The sequence below is a fragment of the Siphonobacter sp. SORGH_AS_1065 genome, from assembly GCF_030818595.1.
GTDB lineage: Bacteria > Bacteroidota > Bacteroidia > Cytophagales > Spirosomataceae > Siphonobacter.
Genome location: NZ_JAUTAM010000004.1, coordinates 1,250,754 through 1,270,878, shown reverse-complemented (window position 1 = coordinate 1,270,878; position 20,125 = coordinate 1,250,754). Strand labels below are relative to the sequence as shown.

8 protein-coding genes are annotated in these 20,125 nt (G+C 42.9%); 4 read left to right on the top strand and 4 right to left on the bottom strand.

Going from position 1 to position 20,125, the window contains the following annotated elements; all coding sequences use genetic code 11:
• Window positions 1–360 precede the first annotated feature (360 nt).
• Complete coding sequence (locus QE390_RS05810; RefSeq protein ID WP_307141451.1) at window positions 361–4,626, bottom strand: hybrid sensor histidine kinase/response regulator transcription factor; 4,266 nt, start codon at window positions 4,624–4,626, stop codon at window positions 361–363.
• A gap of 661 nt (window positions 4,627–5,287) precedes the next feature.
• Between QE390_RS05810 and QE390_RS05805 the strand changes: the two genes are divergently transcribed.
• The 4 genes from QE390_RS05805 (at window position 5,288) to QE390_RS05790 (ending at window position 15,284) form a co-directional block, all read left to right on the top strand.
• Window positions 5,288–6,367: an RICIN domain-containing protein gene (locus QE390_RS05805; protein WP_307141450.1), complete on the top strand. Its 1,080-nt coding sequence runs from the start codon at window positions 5,288–5,290 to the stop codon at window positions 6,365–6,367.
• 1,987 nt (window positions 6,368–8,354) lie between these two features.
• Window positions 8,355–8,966: a thioredoxin fold domain-containing protein gene (locus tag QE390_RS05800; RefSeq protein ID WP_106636924.1), complete on the top strand. Its 612-nt coding sequence runs from the start codon at window positions 8,355–8,357 to the stop codon at window positions 8,964–8,966.
• 239 nt (window positions 8,967–9,205) lie between these two features.
• The gene (locus QE390_RS05795; RefSeq protein ID WP_307141449.1) at window positions 9,206–11,467 is read left to right on the top strand and encodes a response regulator; all 2,262 of its coding nucleotides are present in this window, start codon (window positions 9,206–9,208) and stop codon (window positions 11,465–11,467) included.
• A 733-nt stretch (window positions 11,468–12,200) separates the two neighbouring features.
• A complete protein-coding gene (locus tag QE390_RS05790) occupies window positions 12,201–15,284 on the top strand; it encodes a response regulator (RefSeq protein WP_307141448.1) in 3,084 nt (1,027 codons plus the stop codon).
• Between the two features lie 425 nt (window positions 15,285–15,709).
• On the opposite strand, the gene QE390_RS05785 is transcribed toward QE390_RS05790, so the two are convergent.
• From QE390_RS05785 to QE390_RS05775, 3 genes are all read right to left on the bottom strand, one after another.
• Window positions 15,710–16,687, bottom strand: coding sequence for a ScyD/ScyE family protein (locus tag QE390_RS05785; protein WP_307141447.1), 978 nt, complete (start codon window positions 16,685–16,687; stop codon window positions 15,710–15,712).
• Between the two features lie 670 nt (window positions 16,688–17,357).
• On the bottom strand, window positions 17,358–18,728 hold the full coding sequence (gene metX / locus QE390_RS05780; RefSeq protein ID WP_307141446.1) for a homoserine O-acetyltransferase: 1,371 nt from the start codon (window positions 18,726–18,728) through the stop codon (window positions 17,358–17,360).
• A gap of 88 nt (window positions 18,729–18,816) precedes the next feature.
• Window positions 18,817–20,121, bottom strand: coding sequence for an O-acetylhomoserine aminocarboxypropyltransferase/cysteine synthase family protein (locus tag QE390_RS05775; RefSeq protein ID WP_307141445.1), 1,305 nt, complete (start codon window positions 20,119–20,121; stop codon window positions 18,817–18,819).
• Window positions 20,122–20,125 lie beyond the last annotated feature (4 nt).

Here is a 20,125-nt window from a genome sequence, read left to right as displayed (position 1 = left end):
TCTGCAAGTATAGCACATCTTCCAATGCAACGTATAGTCTTTTAACTATTTATTATTGCCTATAGGTGAGTAAGTTAAGCTAATCTTAACTACTTAAATAAGGAGCTAAAAAAGATCAATAATTTGATGTAATAAAATCCAGGTACCTAAAAATTACTCATTAGCGAGAATACTTGACACCTGTCATATACAAGGATTCTGGTAACTGTTTAGGGGGTAATTATTGACTGGCTTTGACTACCCACGGGGTAGAATTCAACGATTGATAAGCGATTTATGACAGCAGGGGACTTCACCCTAAAGACTCTACATAAAACAGGAAGGCGGTAGAAAAATGATTCATTTCTACCGCCTTTTCAATTAACTATCCTGAAAATCCTCGTTTAAAACGTTAGATCGGTGATGTTTGGCATACTCCAGCGGAGACATGCCATAGATTTGGTGAAACGCTTTACGGAAATACTTGGGACTTTCAAAGCCGACCTGCATCATTACTTCGCCAATTCGTACATTATCCATGAGCAAGAGCTGAGCAGCTTTTTTTAGACGGACATCCCGGACAAACTCCACGGCAGTTTTTCCCGTAATGGTCTTGATTTGGCGGTAAAAGGAAGATTGGCTCATACCCAACTCCCGAACCAAAATCGGAATGGTAAAGTCGGGATCGGTTAAGTTAGCTTCAATGGTAGTCGTAGCTTTTTCCAGTAGGGATTTGTGTTCACTTGGAATAATCAGATCTGTTGGTTTAAGCAAAAGCTGTCGGTGATAATATTCCCGCAGCAGAAAGCGGTTGCGAAGCATAACCGTTACTTTCGCTTGTAACAAGTCGACGTTAAACGGCTTGGTCATGTATTCATCAGCACCGGTCTCTAAGCCTTCCAATTGGTGCATAGCGGTGGCCCGGGCCGTCAGTAAAAATACCGGAATATGTAACGTTTTGGGATGTTTCTTGATTTGCTGACACAAATCAAGCCCACTGCTACGGGGCATCATTACGTCGCTAATGACTATATCGGGCAGTAATTCTAAGGTCTTTTCCCATCCATCTACTCCGTCTACTGCGGTACTAACGCGGTAGGTTTTGGCCAATGAATCGTATAGATAGTTACGAAGTGCTTCATTGTCCTCTACAATTAAAAGATGAGCAGCTTCCGTCAAGTCCGCTTCAGGCGTATGTTGTTCGGCATGGGCTAGCCGAACGGATTGCTTAACTTCCTCAAGAGTGGGTTGAGTAGTAGCGGGTATCTGGCACCGTAAGTCTGGAGATATATGCTCTTTGCCAAAGGGTAATCGCAGAATGAACGTAGTGCCCATACCTGGTTGACTGTTTACGAGTACTTCTCCCTGATGAGCGTCTACGTATTTTTTTACCAGTGATAAGCCAATACCCGTTCCCGTCACTTTGATGGATTCGCTTTGAGTCGCCTGGAAATAGGGATCAAAAATTCGATTTATTTCCGCCTCGTTCATGCCCACTCCCTGATCTTTAATAGTAATCTCAAGGTAATGATCGAGCAAGTGCTGATCTTTATAAAGGGCAGCTTGATTGGGTTCACCAACGGTGTTCACCACAATTTCAACAGCCCCACCCTCCGAAGAATACTTAAAGGCGTTGGAAAGTAAATTGACAACGATAGACTCGAGCTTAACCCGGTCCACGTAAAGCGTGATATCCTGCGGAGGAACATCAATGGTATAGTTGAGTTGCAGGGCTTCGGCTTTGAGCTTAAATACCAGAAATATTTCCGTCAAGAACGGAATAATGTTGGTGGGAGTAATTTTTAGCTGAACAGAACCTGTTTCGACTTTTCTAAAGTCCAAGAGCTGATTGACCAGGTCGAGCAGCTTACGAGTTTGCTGGTGCATGAGCATAATCTTGTCTTTGACCTGGTGAATCGGTTCATGACTCATGCCCACTAACTCCTCGACTGGTCCGAGAATCAGGGTAAGGGGTGTCCGAAGCTCGTGAGAAACGTTCGTGAAAAACTGTAGTTTCCCATCAGTTAATTCCTGGTCTTTTTCAATCTTGTACTGTTTGAGAGCTAGTTCGTTTTTAAGGCGTTGTTGCACTACACTATTATGGTGATAGAGCCAAAAGGCAATTCCAGCCGCAGTTAGATATAATAAATAAGCCCACCAGGTTTTCCACCAGGGGGGTAAAATCGTGATGTATAAAACCGTAGGTTGCTCCAGCCAGACGCCGTCATCGTTGCTGGATTTTACCTGAAACGTATAATCTCCGGCCGGTAAATTAGAAAAAGTAACAGTTCGTTGCTGAGCATTGACTCGTACCCAGTCCTTATTGTAGCCAACTAACTGGTAAGCATATTGCTGTTTACGGGGATTGGCGTAGTGAAGCCCTACAAATTCAATGGAAAAGTCGTTCTCCGTTGAGCGAAGTTCAATGGAAGATTGATTTGCCAATGGAGAGGTAATGAGAACCCTACCGTTGAGCGTATCTCCCACGGCTACAGGCCGATTGTGAATACGCAATTCCGTAATCTGAACTCGCGGCAGCGACGGGTTGACTTGAATGGCCTGCGGTTGGAAATAGGTGATGCCATTGGTTCCTCCCATAAACAGGGTATGGTCGTTAGCCCGGTAAGCAGCTCCGATTTTGAAAGAATTGCTTTGCAAACCGTCAGTTACATCGTAGTGCAAAAACTTTTTAGTTCGGGGATTTAGTTGATAAATACCAGACCCTCCGATCCAAAGGTTCCCTGATTCATCGATCAGTAAACTTTCTATATCCGTTTCTGGTAACCATTTTTTCCAACGCTCGATGCGATCTTCACCAGAGGGCGTTTGGGTCAGGCTGTGCAGGCCACCACCGATGGTTCCAATCCAAAGACGTCCCTGGTTATCCTGCACCAAAGGCCAGGTGTAGTTAGTACTGAGACTATTAGGGTTATCAGGCTCGTGTTTGAATTGCTTAATTAAGCGAATGGAATGAGGAGTTACCGCCAGTTTTAGTAACCCCGCATTGCGGGTACTGGCCCATAGAATGGAGTGTTTCCCATCATAATAAAGCTGGGTGAAGTCATTGGTAGGGAGTTTGTTCTGTAGCGAATAGGTTACGCCGTGCGTTCCGTTGGCCTCCATCCGGTAGAGGCCACCTGTAAACGTAGAAATCCAGATAAATCCATAGGTATCCTCTGTAATGCTTTCAATACTTAAACTGTACCAGTCTGCTGTCCCGGGAATGCCTGCCACGGGCTGGATGGTATTGGTACGAAGATCAAGCTTGAATAAACCTGCATACCGGGTGCCTATCCACAGTGTACCCTGCGAGGTGAGATGAAGGGCCGATACATCTACACTGTTTACACTGCCGTAGTACGCGTGCACCAGAAAATTTGTATACGATTTTGTGTTCAGATCATAACTAGCCAGTCCATTTTGCGTACCTATCCACAGGCGATTACGAGATTCGTCCTTGCAGATGGCATTGATGTAGTTGGTCGCCGGATTGGCAGAACCCTCATTTTGCCGTCGAATGAGGCCAAAGGGTTTTGTATACGGTTTTAAAATGTTGAGTCCTCCCGCAGAACTGGCCATCCAGATGTTATGAAAGGAATCCTCCAGGATGTCGTGAACCCGAATGGAATTGATACTGAAAGGATCTGTATCGGAAGAAAGAAAACGTTGAATATCCTCCTGTTGAATGGGAAGTTGGGGGCTTGGGGTCTTCACATTCCAGAGTAACAAACCGGACTTGGTACTGATCCATAAGCGTTGAGAAAAATCCCGGTAGAGGTGTTCAATCTCTGCAAAACCTCTTCCTAGGGACTGAAAGCAAATGGAAGCAGGTTGCGGCACGTTCCGACAATTACCCCAGTAAATCTGGCCGTCCGTACCAACCCACAAATTACCTTGCCGATCCGCATGTAAGGCCCGGATGTTGACTTCCCCCATCAAGGGTACGAACTGAGCTTTGGTTTGCTGGTTTTGAGGGTTTAGTACATACAATCCGCTGCCCAGCGTACCAATCCACAAATGATTAGAGCCATCAACCGTGAGTTCATCAATAAAAGGCTGAATAACGTCTGCTGGCTTGAGTTTAAGGTGGCTAACGTAATTGACTACACCTTGTGAGTCAAATTGCAGCATGAATAAACCGCTTTGACTGGTGCCTATCCATAGCCGCCCTTTGTGGTCGCTGGTAAGGCTAGGCACATCCGCAAGGGCTATCTTTTGAATCAGGGGTTGGTAGTTAGCGGCTACAGATCGTTGAAGGATACTTTCGAAACGATCCCGGCTGGCATTGTAATAAAACAGCCCGGCTCCATCAATGCCCACCCATAACGTACCCTGATGATCGACGTGTAAAGCACGAATGCGGTTATTGATCACTCCACTGCCATTACTAACGGGCAAATGGTACGTTTTAAGCTGATAACCATCGTAACGGTCAATTCCTTTGTGCGTACCAATCCAGATAAATCCCTGGTGGTCCTGAGCCAGGCATAAGGCATCGCTGTGGGATAAGCCTTCATTAACCGTGAGATGATCAAATCTTAATTGCGTAGGCTCTCGTTGGGCAAAGCTGGTTTGGGTACTTAGGACAAGTAATACCGCCAATAGGCAGTGCGTAAAGGCCCAGATGGATCGAGTTAGGGAAAGCATCAGCAAGTGGATACGTTTTATACGGTTAGCGGAACCAAGACTGTCTCTCAAAAGCAAATATACTTAGACAACCCTTCCTGTAATAGCAACCTAACTAAGTAAAATACCCTTCATACTTATACTTTTTTAAAATTAAATTATCCTATTTAATCATGGAATTATTAAATAAAATAGATAGGTAAGAATAGATATGCACAAAGTGAATAGCGTAAATAAAAGGAATTTACAGCTAAATATAAGAAGAACAGACCAAATCGAGCCGCCAATTTGCCGAAAATAGGGGTGTCCTCTTTGCTTTTCATTGGTTAATTTTGAACTATTCAAGTTTTTTATTTTCCTAAAACAATAATTAGTAGATCAGACCTATGGCTATTGAAATTTTAGGGCTTGGAAAACCTTACTTATAAAGTAGGGTACTCAATAGTTAAGCAAAGCACTTATTAGGTAAAACTAGAAATTACAAACAAGTTTTAGGAGAGCATAGGCTAGAGGTCGCCTGCTCGCCCAAGACGTTACTTCGCATTAGTCAGCAGACCTTCTGGCTCCAGGTACTCCCCCCATCTTAATAATGCTTTATTCATGACAAGATGCCCATACGCTCTTATGGTTTAACCAAGTGCATTAGGTATGGCGATGCACTTAATTTCTAAATCTCTACATTATGAAAACAAGATTAAGTATTTCTCATTGGGCAACTGCGTGCAGTTTTGCTTTACTGACGCTGGTGACGGGTTGTCAGAAGGAAACCATTGAAGAGAAAGTCTCTCCTCAGTCGGGCTCGGTTAAATCCAGAGGAGCCAGGGCTTTGCCATCTTCTGAACCTCTTCAGTCGGTTGGCAACGGTACGTTCTATTTAGTTAGCCGTAAAAGTGGTAAAATGATTGATGTGGAAGGGTTTCAGACTTCTAACGGTGCTAACATCATCCAGTATGGAGGCACGGGCGGTACTAACCAAAGGTGGACATTGCAGTCACTGGCGGGAGGGTATTATTCCATCATTGGCGTTCAAAGCAATAAAGCTTTACAGATCAGCCAGGCTTCAGTGGACGATGGCGGCGACGTAACGATAGGCGACTACACGGGGGCTAATCATCAGCAGTGGCAATTTATTCCCACAAATAATGGCTACTACCGTATTGTAAACCGTAATAGTGGCAAGGATCTGGATGTATTTAATCAATCCATCGATGATCTGGCTGAGATCAAGCAGTGGGGTTACTGGGGAGGCGAAAATCAGGAGTGGGGTCTTGTTACTATCCAAGCCAACGGTCAGCTAGGCTGGACGCTAACTACATCTGACGTACCTACCGATGTGAGAGAACGGATTACGGCAGCAATGAACGATGCCTGTGCCCGTTATAATGCGGGAGCTGCCTGGCCGGCTCGAACATTGACCGTTGAGTACAACCCGGGCGTAAATACAGCAGATGGCAATACCAACGGTAATATTCGGTTTGGTTCTAATGCCAGTTACCAAAATACGCGTACAGCGATGCACGAAATAGCTCATACCTGGGGCGTGGGAATTTCGGGGGGCTGGTATGCCAATACGTCTACAGGCCCTTTCACCGGTGCTAATGCCGTAGCCCTTATTAAAACTTACGATGGGCCTAATGCTGTTATTAATACGGGCGGATCGCATTTCTGGCCTTATGGACTTAACTATGACAATGAATGGTCTGAGATTGCGGCTTTCCGTCACGTGAAAATGGTGAACGCCATGAGAGCGGACGGCATGTAAGAATAGGTCTATCTGGTAACCATTTAAGCCAAAGGTTACCAGATAGACATTAGTAGAAAATGCTACTGCATTGCTTGGGATCGGTGAAAGCAGACAGGTTCGTTCCGATAAGTTCAAGTAATGTGCTGCTTCCAAGAAACGACGACAGGTGGTTTCTTTCTAGGCTTGATAAAGGTGGTTGAGTCATCAGTGTTTACCAAATCGACACCCTTCAGTTAGAAGAGGGTGACGGTTAGGAAGAAACAAGTAACAGAACTAAAGTAAAAGCTCTAGGTCTTTTGGGTAAAATCAGAAGATATGGAGCTTTTACTTTTTCTTACTCCATGTGCAACGTTCCTGGGCGTACGAAGGCTTTTAAATGAAGCAGTAATCAGCAATTTTAAGAGCTATATTTTTACGTATGTCGCCTGCCATGAATGACCGCCTCCTTTTTCCTGAGCAATGGTAGAGGCTGCAAAGGTCAGAAAGATGCCCACCTCTTCTCTATCTTTGCTGATGCTAGTGTAGATAAATCCCCAATATAACTATTCGTTCCCCAGTCATTCTACTAATTAAAAAAGATAAGTTTAAATTTCTTTCAATAGATTATAGTTAATTAGGGTAAGTTTAGTTTTAATGATAATAAATAGATAATCTATAAAAACTACTAATACTAAATTTGGTATAATTATATTTCTTGTCAAGGTGATCAACAAAACTCTAGTGAAGGTCTTGGAGACGTATAATAATAATACATACGCATAGCTTACTTTTAAACTGTTTGTAATATAATAATTAAAATAAATATTTGAATTATTATATTAAATAATCGTGTTTTGATGCTCCCCATAGAAGGCATATGGTTATGAACGGACGTTATTTAAGGTCTATACGTTCAACTTTAATTTATAGAAAAACCATCCATTATGGCTATACTAAGTTCATTTTTAATGAATTTAGTATAGCCATAACTTTAACACAGCTATTACTTTTTATTTATAAATAAAGAAAATAAGTAACCTTATTTTGTACATAATTAGAGGCTTATAGGCGTATATGAACCTTTATTTACAAATAAGACATATGTAAATAAAATCGAGCATAGGTAAATTCACTTTACAGAGGTTAAGAGAGTTTAAATTTTGTATCTTTCTAAATATCATCAAGATTATTTCTTACCAAAAGCTTTTGGAAGTAGCACGGTTTAAAGCTATACGTAGGTAAAATATTACCCATGAAATCTCCTTTAATACGCTGCGAGTAATCTCTTTATTGGTTAAACAATTAGTTAGATCAAGTTATATGTGAAGAAATCGTTTTTTAGAAGAATAAAAAAATCTGCTTATGAGTATTTAAACGGATAAAATGAAAAAATAGATAGTGAATTTTTAGGTTAATTACCATTATAGGTCGTCTCTATACTCATCATTTGGCTGTTTTACCAGGTATTTGATTATTATTACTTAATAGTACCTTTTATCAATACCAGTTTAATCGATAAAACAAGAAGAGTGGCATCGACTTTTTAAGTATGATCCTCCAGATGTATCGCTCGACTTTTAAGCAATACGTAGTAGAGATTTAAAGTTAAAAATGAGTATTGTTAAGTTAAATAAATACGAGTTTCCTGCTTTAAATCTTATGTTTAACAAAAATAACTCTACTAGTACTAAGCTTTTATAGTACTTATAAAATACTAAATTATGACTTATGTTAGTATTGAAGCCCAGATGAATATTACGTTCTAAACTTATTAGAAGAAAACATAAAAGCTCTCTGATTAGTATAGATAGTAGTATATACAGGTAATTACTGTAATTAGGGTAATGTTTTGACATTTGTCATTGTTTTTAAATAATTATAGCACGCCAATGAGTAATCTGTTGTTCTGGCTAAGTCTTGATGAGGCCAGCCCTTAGAGGCATAAGCATCGGGGTAGTGCTTGCCTATGCTTTGTGTTGAAAGAAAAATGAATAAACATTAAACGCTCTATTATGTGCTCAACTATATGAAGACATCTTTACCAAGAAAAACATTAGTTAGTTTATGGCTGCTAGGCATCCTAATCGGAATTGGCTCTCTGTTTTGGTACCAATCCTGGATTTATCTGTTGCCAACGCCACTTCCCCCAGATTACCGCGAAGTAGCTTTGGGCTCCACCTTAACCAGTGAACTACTTCAGACACGTAAGTGTAACAAACCCTTGTTTCTGCATTTCTACAATCCAGATTGTGCCTGCTCCAGATTTAATCGTCGGCATTTTCAAAGTTTGGTAAAACTCTATCAAGCCCAGGTGGATTTTGTCGTTGTTCTCTTGAGCCAGAAAAATTATTCAGAAGCTTTTATTCAAAAAGATTTGAATCTACATCTACCCGTGCTACACAACGACCAACTGGCTTCAATCTGTGGAGTTTACTCAACCCCGCAGGCCGTGTTGATCGACACTAACGAGAAACTTTTCTACCGGGGTAACTATAACCGGAGCCGCTATTGTAGCGATGAGCAGACTAGTTATGCTAAACAGGCCTTAGGCCGCTTGTTGCGTCAAAGTCAACTCGGAGCTTTTGATGAATTAGCCTTTAAGGCTTATGGTTGTAAACTTCCTTCCTGTAAAAACTAACAGTATCTAGCGGCAGATTTGATATGCAGCAACCAGTTTGAAAATCAGCAGGTTTTGATGGTATATCGTTTGGTTTTGATTCTATTTAAAATAAGCTTTTGGAAGCTATTTTAAATCATACTTCTGTATATAGGAACGGGCGAAACGCTAATAAAAATCTTTTGGTGATTGGACTTGGGTTAGTTGCACTAGCAATCCTGTGTTGGCATGCTTTATCAATCTTAATTTCAAATTAGCCCATGATTCCTTTTACTATTTATTTGACTGGTGACGCAGAGAAGCCTTCCTTTTTTTCGAATGTGAAAGAAAGTTCGGATCGGCTGATGGACGTCTTTCTTTTAGGCTATTTTGTTACTGGCCTAGTGTTGGCCAGTTTTTACGATACCTATGTAATTGCCATAAGTGTAGGCGGTTTGTGCCTGTTAGCTTATTATTCGACCAAATGGGCTCTGCCTGACTCAGATTGGTATCAATATGTGTTGAGTGGAGTTTTAGGAGTCTTTATGGCTCAGTATATCTACCAAATGCATGGTTTGTTTGAAATGCATTTTTTCGCATTTATTGGCAGTGCACTTCTCATTACCTATCAAAAATGGCAATTGCAGATTCCCATGATGATTGTGGTATTGACTCACCATGCTCTCTTTGGTTATTTTCAAAATCTGGGTTACGCTCAAATCTATTTTACGCGGCTCGACTACTTTGATTTGCTCACTTTTGTTATTCACATTCTACTGGCAGCCGTTATTTTTTTCATCTGTGGATTATGGGCTTATATGATGAAAAGGTACAGTGAGAATGTATTCATCCAGACTCAGAAGATGAATGAGTTAGAAAAGGAAGCGGCTCTCTCGCAAGAAAGACATCGCAATGAATTAATTCAAAAGAAAATAAACACACTTCTGAGAAAATCCAATGTTCAACTAGAAGCCGCTCGTTGGGAAGCGGAAAAAGCGAACCAGGCCAAAAGTGTTTTTCTGGCAACGATGAGTCATGAGATACGCACGCCCATGAACGGAGTCATTGGAATGGCCGCTTTGCTACAGGAAACCAATCTGACTATTGAACAGCGAATGTTTGCCGATACGATTGTGAATTCGGGCGATGCTCTGTTGAGTGTTATTAATAATATTCTTGATTTTTCTAAAATAGAGTCGGGGAGTATTGAGCTTGAAAGAGAGGAATTTAACTTACGGGAGTGCATCGAAGATGTCTTTGATCTCTTTGGGGCGAAAGCTACACAAACAGGGGTAGATCTCATTTATCACATTGAGGAGGATATACCCTTACAGGTAGTCGGCGATTCCCTACGCCTACGGCAAGTACTTATTAACCTTATTGGCAACGCCGTCAAATTTACTGAAGTAGGCGAAGTGTGCTTATGGGTGAGTCTACAGGAATTAAAAGAAAACGAGCTATGCCTTAATTTTTCGGTTCGGGACACGGGCATTGGCATCGCTGCTCATCAGATTGGTAAACTGTTTCAGTCCTTTTCTCAAGTGGATTCAACCACTACGCGTAAGTACGGAGGCTCCGGTTTAGGGCTAGTGATCTCAGCCCGATTGGTAGAATTAATGGGAGGTAAAATACTTGTTGATAGCCAACTAGGTCAGGGTTCTACCTTCTGCTTCACCATCCGAATCCAGCCAGGGAAAAAGCAAATTCAGGCTTATTCCCAGCAAAGCCTGGAAGCTTATGCACAGAAACGGGTATTGTTAGTGGACGATAATGCAACGAATTTAACCATCTTGCAACGCCAGCTTAGCAATTGGGGCTTGCAAACTCTTTTGGCTAACTCAGCTGCTTCAGCCCTTGAGCAACTGGAGAAGGACGCCGCTATTGATTTGGTTATCACCGATATGCAAATGCCTGCTATGGATGGGGTGATGTTAGCCGGAGAAATTAAGAAGGCATACTCGGAGATTCCTGTTATTTTACTAAGTTCCATTGGCCATGAGTTGAAACCTCATCAGCGAGAATTTTTTGTTTCTATTCTCAATAAACCTACCCGTCAGAAGCAGCTCAACAAACAGGTACTTTATGCTTTGCAGGGAGAGCAGCCCTTGGTCCAGGAATACTCAAAATCTGGGCAGTTAACTACGAGCATGAGTAGCCAATATCCTTTACAAATACTCATTGCCGAAGACAACCAGGTTAATCAACGCGTCATTAAGACCATCTTAACGAAGCTGGGTTATGAGCCAGACTTAGCGGAAAACGGAGAACAGGCCTTAACGGCAGCTTTAACCCATCCCTATGATCTGATTTTAATGGATATGCAAATGCCCGTCCTGGATGGTTTGGAAGCTACTCAGCAAATTCGTCAGTTGTTACCCAAACAACCCGTTATTATCGCTTTGACGGCTAATGTGGTGGCCGGTACGGAGGATATTTGTATGGAAGCAGGCATGGATGATTACTTAACCAAGCCCGTGAAAATTGAAGAGTTAATGCAAATGCTTAAAAAATGGCATCTTCAGGCTTCTAGCGTGTGTGAATAAATAAAGACAATGGTTATCGTGTCATGGCCTTTATCTAGAAAGCGGCTTTTCCAGTTCCAATACAACTGAAAAATGTTAAAGCTTACGATACATTTAATAATTCTCATTAAACATATCGTAAGCTTTAATGTGGGTATATTGTATATTAGCTGGGAAAGCATAAGGCTATCCTACCAAAGCACAACAAATGCTCAACTAAACATTTGTTAGAATGCGTAGTTTCTAAGCATTACTATCTTTTTAAGGTATTGATCTTCCACCAATAATAGGCTATTTTTAGAAGTTAAAGCCTGTAATGTAGCTCATTATAAGATAAGACTTAGAGTCTATTACTTAACATAGCTAACGTATACTTCTTATAGTGAGCCGAAGTAATGGTCTAAAAAGACCAGTCAACCCTATGGGTTAGAGGCACTCTCAAAAACACATACTAGAGGGAAGTGATTGGCAAGCAGACTCTTCTTCTAAAGGAGATATAAGCTTTGTAAACAATCTATCCAGGCGTTCAGAAAATGTACGTAGTTACCCTCACACCAGAGTAATCCGCAAGCGTGTTCATACTTAAACAGAGATGATTTACGTAGATAGTACTAAAGGCTTAATGGATTTAGAGGACCTAAGTGCTTTTCTTAAGCCCCTTAAGAATAAGTCTTTAATTAAGTAGCATGATTTTTTAAATTTCTTCTTTGATAGCCACAATTACGAGTTGATTCCTGCATAGACCGCCATCCGTATGCATTACTTAAAAAAAGAGCTTCTTCATTTGTTAGAGAGCAATACTCATTTCTTTTCTTTTTTCCAGGAGTCAGGCCTGTGGATTTGGGACGTACAACACCCTGAAAACTACTGGATAAGTCCTAATTTCTGGTTCAAACTAGGCTATGAAACGCACGAAATTCCGGATCTTCTTTTAGACTGGAAAAAGTTGATTCATCCCGAGGATATTGCTTTACTGGAAAAAGAGCTAAGCTCGAATCTAGCTAGGCCCGAAAGCGGCTTCGATACGCCCATCCGCTACCTTCATAAGCAGGGTTACATCATGTGGTTGCGATGCCGGGGAATGGCTCTGCGAAACGAAGAGGGACAGGTTCAGTTACTAGCCGTCAGTCACATTGATATTACCAATGAGAAAGAGTCCGAGCTTAAAGCTCGTCAACAATCGCTGCTCTACGAATACATTGTTAATAGTCAGGTTCTATACGTAGCTAAAATAGATTTGGAAGGTCGTTATACCTTCATTAGTGAAAATTACGCTAATGCCTTAGGCGAACCTGTAGAAAACCTGCTAGGTACATTAGCGACTACCTTTATGGTTGCCGAAGACATAGATATCTTTAGGCAAGGCGTTGAATCCTGCCGAAAGAATCCTTTGGTATCCTATACCATCCAGATAAAAAAACGCTTACCTGGAAAGGCCCTACAGGCCTATGAATGGAGTATGACAGGACTGGAAGATAGCTTTGGGCAAGTCAATGAAATTCTAGGTCTTGGGCGGGACATAACTCAAACGATGCGAACGGAAATCAACTTATCCGTTTTGCTTTCTTCCATGAGTGATATTCTCTCCATGACTACCCCTGAAGGAGTCGTTACCTATCTATCGCCCGCCTGGACTAAAATTCTGGGTTACCCGGTAGAGGATTGTCTGGGGAAAACAATGGAAGACTTCATACATCCCGATGATTTGCCCGCTGCCTTTGAAATGATTGGTAAGGTTAATGAAGAGCTACCCGCTTGCTTTGAGCACCGCATCAAACATCAGAAGGGGCATTACTTGTGGATGGAAACCAAAGCCAACCGTCAGGAAGTAAGTGAAGAAATTGTATGGACCAGTCACGATATTGATAAGCGTAAGAAGGCCGAAGAAGAATTACTTAAGACCAAGGTCTTACTCGAAGAAACCAGTCGGATGGCTAAAGTAGGGGCTTGGGAATATAACATTGATCAGCAGCGGTTGTACTGGTCAGATGTAACCAAAGAAATTCATGAGATTCCCCTGGACGAAAATCCCGACATAAGGCACGGAATTAGTTTCTATGCAACCACTCAAGCCAAAGAACGATTGGCCAGAGTGGTTGCCGAAGGCATTAAAAACGGGACGGCTTGGGATTTGGAAGAGCAGATTATTACGGCTAAGGGTAATCTTCGCTGGGTACGTACCATTGGGCAGGTCGAACAGATCAATGGAAGATCTGTACGTCTATTTGGGACCTTTCAGGATATTGATGATTTGAAAACGGCTCAGGGGCAAATCGAAAAAGCCCGTCAGCAAGCTGAATATGCCAGCAGTGCTAAATCTGAGTTTCTGGCTAATATGAGTCACGAAATCCGAACACCGCTCAATGGAGTAATTGGCTTTACTGAACTGTTGTTAAAAACCCCGCTTGACGAAACGCAACAGCTCTACCAAAAAACAGTTTACGAATCGGCTCACTCGCTATTGGGCATTATCAATGATATTTTGGAGTTTTCAAAAATTGAAGCTGGTAAATTGTCGCTGGTAATAGAGAAAACAGAACTCGAGCTGCTCTGCCATCAGTCCCTGGCATTAGTAACTACGCAGGCACAAAACAAAGGGCTGGAAGTATTGCTGAATATTGAGCCCAATGTTCCCCGCTGGATTTGGGTCGATGAGCTTCGGTTGAGACAGATTCTGGTTAATTTACTAAGCAATGCCGCCAAATTTACTCTCCAGGGCGAAATCGAATTAAAGGTAGAGTATCTGACCATGGAATCTGAGCAGGCTCGTCTTCGTTTTACAGTACGGGATACGGGTATTGGTATTGAAAAAGAGAATCAACGTAAAATATTTGAAGCCTTTACCCAGGAGGATCTTTCAACTACTAAAAAATTTGGAGGAACGGGCTTAGGCCTTACCATTTCAAGCCGCTTGTTGCGACTCATGAACAGCCAGTTTGAGCTTTCAAGTAAGCTAGGAAAAGGGAGTTGTTTCAGTTTCGAGTTATCCGTGCCCGCCGCTAGCGAGGACTTGGCATCTAGTAAAGATTGGCCCCACTTAAACCGGATTCATTCAGCCTTAGTGGTGGACGATAATAAAGTTAGTCGGAGCATTCTCAAGCAAATACTCGCCCAGCAAAACATCGCCTGTTATCTGGCTAAAAATGGACTTGAGGCCCTGGAAGTAACTCAGGAGCAGATATTTGATGTGATTCTCATGGATTATCACATGCCCTTTTTAAATGGGGTAGAAACGTTGGAGAAAATGCGGGCTTCCAGCGACCAGGCCTTACCACCCGTATTAATAATGAATACAATTTATGAAGGTCTGGAATTAGAAAAGAGTGGAAAGGCCCTGCTGCCGAAACCTGTGAAAAGAACGGAGCTTCTCACGGCTCTTTCCAACCTTTTTGAAGAGGAGCAATCCATAACCCCCGACCCCCCCGCTGAGCCAGTAAGTGATACTCCTCTGCAAACCCTAGCTTCCATTTTAGTAGTAGAGGACAATGCCGTCAATCGGTTATTAGCTAAAAAGCTCATCGCCTCACTTCGGCCTGAACTCACTATTTACGAAGCTCATAATGGAATTGAAGGGGTAGAAGCGTTTACCCGCTACCGACCAGATCTGATTCTAATGGATATTCAAATGCCAGAAATGAATGGCTACGAAGCTACTCAACAGATTCGTCAGATTGAAACGGGGCATATTCCTATACTAGCCCTGACGGCCAGTATTCTACCTCTGGAAAGAGAGCGGTGTTTAGCTGCTGGAATGGATGATTACTTAACCAAGCCCATTGCAAGAACGGTGCTGGAGCAGGCCCTTGAACAGTGGTTACCTTTGCCCAATTCTAATTAATATTTAGGGCTGGGTTTTGATCTTTGCAAAGCGATTCATCGGCGTACATTTAGCGGTGGAGATGACGGGCTGAGCCTGGTATGGTAATTTATTGTTATTAGTTAAGAAACAATGATTTAATGGGTAAATATTTACGATTTTAGGCTTACTAGCGTTAACCCTACGCTTTACAGACGCCGCCACCTGTAATAAAAGGGAAGGGCAATGCCGGTATTGCCTAAACCGACTCCCCAGGAGCCGGTTTTTTTATGAAAATCGGGTAGAATGTGAAAAAAAATAGCCCACCCCTTGAGAGGTGAGCTAGGATACGATTCAGGTACAATACTCCATCAAATTGGCGGTTTATCTAAAAGCGTTAAAGGGTGATTTATAAGGATTGTCGTTTATACTAAGAGATCCTGAATAAAGAAATGGTTACTCTTCTCTTACCAGGTGAAACGTTCGAGTAGACCTTGGCTTACACTGGTAACGTAATAGCTATTACCCTGTCTTTCGATAGCAGAAGGACCTCGCAAATCGCCTACTAAGGTTTTGCCCAGTGTGTTAGCAATGCGACCCGAAGGAAGGCTGGGGTTAAAAATGCCATCGGATACGAATTCAATTACCACTGGTTTGTTTCCTTCTGAAAGCGTCAGATCCATTAGTGTGGTATAATTAGACTGATAAATGCTGACTACTCCTTGCGGACTAACTTGGTAAATCACGGCTGAGCCTTTAGTGAATGGTCCACCCGAAAGCGTAGTTACCAGGAAGTTAGTACCATCAAAGACAATTCCCGTGGGCACTGCTTCCTGAGCGGGAGTTACATTCGGTAAATGAGCCAGTAACTGGAGTTTTCCCGTGCCTTTTTGCCGTTTGATTACCGCGTTGGTACCCGCGTCTGCAATGACGATATTACCACTAGCATCCGATGCCAGATTATAGGCATTTGAATTCAAGGGGGTTACTAATTTCAGACTATCTATAAAAGGCCGCAATGCCTGGCTGGTTAGATTAGCCTGGCTTAAGGGCTGGTTAGGGTTTAGTTGAGAGGTTTTTACGCTAAAGAGCGTTCCCAGAGCTCCGTGCAAGAAGTAAAGCGAATCGTTAGCAAAAAGCATGTGGGTAATGCCAATAAAGAAAGCGGGACCATCAGGCATGGAAGGTAATCCCTGAATGACGGGTTTGGCCTGGTTGTTTTCGACCAGCGAAATCTGGCTATTGTTTTGCCCGGTTCCCACTTCCGAAACAAATAAGCGACCCTGAGGATCAAAGGTTAGACCCGTAGGGCCATTTAAACCGCTTACCAGAATTTCTCGCTGAACCGTACCCGCTGCTGGCCCTTCATGGTCGGTGCAACTCAGTGTAAAAAGCCCCAGGCTAACGAATAAGAGTACTTTTGAAAATAGAGAAAGCGTTTTCATAGATTTAATGGATTGGATATGAATGAATAGGATTGAGGTGAAGTTCTGACCTTGTTAGTGGCAAGAAAGAACTTCAAAACTAGTTTGAAATAGAAGTATTGTAATAGGAGAATTCCAGTCTATAAGCCCTTATGGCATGCTCTAGAATTGGAATGTAACGCTCACCTAAGACTCAGAACCCGTATAAAGATAAACTTCAGCTAGTTCTAAGGAAGTATGATTGATGATAAGCCAGAAAGGCTTAGGAGTCGTTTGTTAAGGGGCAAGTAAAGATGTCTGTAAATATCTGAAATACAAGACCAATGTATGTGAACCGTATCTTTTTAGCAGTGAAATAACCTTCTTTGTTTGTAAGGCATTATCACCATCTTTTTTTATAAAAATGCAAAATCAGGCGTATATAAAGAACGCTTCGAACGCAGAAAGGGCCAAATGCACCATTCCCTTATGTTATTCAGAAGTCATTTTAGAGCGTCTCTGACAGGCTCTTTATTTAAAAAGCAGATACCTTAAAGTTTATTTCTAGCAATGAAGGATACGAAAGCCTTTTCAAGCTGGGTTACGCTCACGCAACCCTAGCTTCTAAAGAAGCCTCTAAAAAATTGAGCAATCTTACGATAAACATGATTTAACGTTTCAAGCAGGATGCTGGTAAAACGAAGGTATAGATTTATTTGGCTTTTTTTAGAGGAAACTCCGGGGGCAAAGTTTGGCTTCTGCCGTCGCTTAAATAAATACGGTTATTTTTCTCGTCGAAGCTTTTAATGTGTCGGGTATTAACCAGAATGTGCGGTAGATGCGGACTCAGTAAGGTAAAATCGTAGTTTTCCTGTAAAGCCAAACTCACTTTATCCAGCACCGTATCTGACTCAATTCGGTTGCCGTTGATGAGATGAATGGTGTAGGGAGTAGCCAGGAACGAAATATTCTCCACGGCAATGTATTCACGGACACCTTTGCGAACATCCACCTGTACACGATCCCGAACGATAAGTTCTTCTTCTTCTACTTCAGGTTCCAATCGGTTCGATAATTCCCAGGTGCGAATGGTTTTAGTCATGAGTTCATTTTCCACAAGAAATCCATCATGACCATACAAAGAATCAATTTCAGTCAATTCAGCCTGGGGAATGTACCGAGCTAAAAACCGCTGTTCTTCCACCGGAAACAAGACATCCGATTGAATACCAATGATTAGTGTCTGGGCTTTAATTCGGTTAAGAGCTGCCATAGCTCCGCCTCGGTTTCTTCCCACATCGTGCGAATCCATCATTCGCGACAAACTATAGTAAGAGAAAGCGTTGAATCGTGAGGCAATTTTTTCGCCCTGATATCGCTGGTAAGAGCTAGCCCGGTAGTGATCAATTACCGATTCTTCGCGGGCTTGCGTATACTCGTACATCACCGCACTGCGGTAACTCAGCAAGGCCGTAGCCCGGGCGGCTTTCATGCCCGCAGTACCTGCGTCGGCCCGGCGTTCCTGCCAGGTCTGATCGGCCTCAATAGCCATCCGTTGGGATTCATTGAAGGCAATACCCCAGGGCGACATCCGGGCGTTAGTAGCAATAAGAATCAGTTGCTTGAAAAGCTCGGGTTTCTGGATGGCCCATTCCAGAGCCTGCTGTCCGCCAAGCGATCCACCTACGAGCATGCAAAGCTGACGAATCTGCAAATGCTCCCGCAGTAAATCCAGACTTTTAACAACATCACGAATGGTTACGAGCGGAAAATCCTGATAATAAGGTTCCTGCGTAAGCGGATTAACTGATAAGGCCGAGGTAGAACCATAAGCCGAACTCAGCACATTCGCACAAATAATGAAATACTGTCGGGTATCTAATAGCTTTCCTTCGCCCACTAATCCGCTCCACCACTCGGTAACGTCTGAATTTCCCGTGAGGGCATGACAAATCCAGACGGCATTATCGGCCCGGTCATTAAGCTTTCCAAAGGTATGATAAGCTACCTGAATTTCGGGTAGGGTCTGTCCGCATTCTAAGTCAAAAGGATGCGGGTAATGAAATAGTTGTAACTCAGACAAAGCGTAAGCAATCAGTTAAGGACTTTCAAGTAAGTCAGTATGCAAATCGAGTGAAATAAGGTCGGAGCCAAAGCCCCGACCCTGGAGGCTAGGAACCTGAAACGGCCTGAATGGCCTGCTCTAGGTCCGCCTTAATGTCTTCAATGTGTTCAAAACCCAGCGAAATTCGGAGTAATCCCGGTTCTACGCCCGCCGTAGCTTGCTCGGCGGCTGAAAGCTGGGAATGCGTCGTGCTGGCGGGGTGGATGATGAGCGTTTTCGCATCGCCCACATTAGCGAGGTGACTAATCAGTTTTAAGGAATTAACCAACTGATCTGCCGCTTCTTTTCCCGCTTTAAGCTTGAAGGTTAACACGCCGCCAAAGCCACGGGTTAAGTACTTCTGAGCCAGGGCGTGATAGGGACTGCTCGCCAAACCGGGGTAATTCACATATTCTACTGCCGGATGGTTTTCCAGCCAGGTCGCCAGAGCCAGAGCATTTTCGTTCGTCCGCTCTACGCGAAGCGAAAGCGTTTCGAGTCCCTGCAATAGTAAGAAGCTGTTGAAAGGAGCTTGAGAAGGTCCCCAATCCCGAAGTCCTTCTACCCGGGCCCGAATGATGAACTGAATATTACCGAAAGGACCATTAAAGCCGAATACATCATTTAATACCAGACCGTGGTAACTTGGTGAGGGTTCGGTAAACTGAGGGTACTTTCCATTGCCCCAGTTATAGGTGCCACCGTCGATAATAACTCCTCCCATAGAAGTACCGTGACCGCCGATCCACTTCGTAGCCGAGCTAACAACCACGTGGGCTCCGTGTTTAAGAGGCTGAGCAATGGCCCCGCCTGCTCCGAATGTATTATCTACGATAATGGGCAGATCATACTTCTTAGCCAGGGCTGCGAAGGCTTCAAAATCGGGAATGTTAAATCCAGGGTTACCAATAGTTTCCAGATACAGGAACTTGGTGCGATCGTCAATGAGCCGTTCGAATGATTCAACTTTATCGCCGTCAGCAAAACGGGCTTCAACGCCAATATTTTTAAAGGAATTCTTAAACTGGTTATAGCTGCCGCCGTATAAATAGGAAGTCGTTACAAAGTTATCGCCAACGGTAGTAATGTTATTGATGGTAATAAACTGAGCCGCATGCCCCGAAGCCACTGAAAGGGCTGCCACGCCGCCTTCCAATGCCGCTATGCGTTTTTCAAACACATCGTGGGTGGGGTTCATAATGCGTGAATAAATGTTCCCAAATTCCTGAAGGGCAAAAAGCCGGGCTCCGTGAGCGGAATCATCGAACTGATAAGCCGTGGTTTGATAAATAGGAACGGCCCGGGCCTTAGTGGTTGGGTCAATCTCTTGGCCAGCGTGTAACTGGAGCGTTTCAAAACGTAATTCAGACATGTTG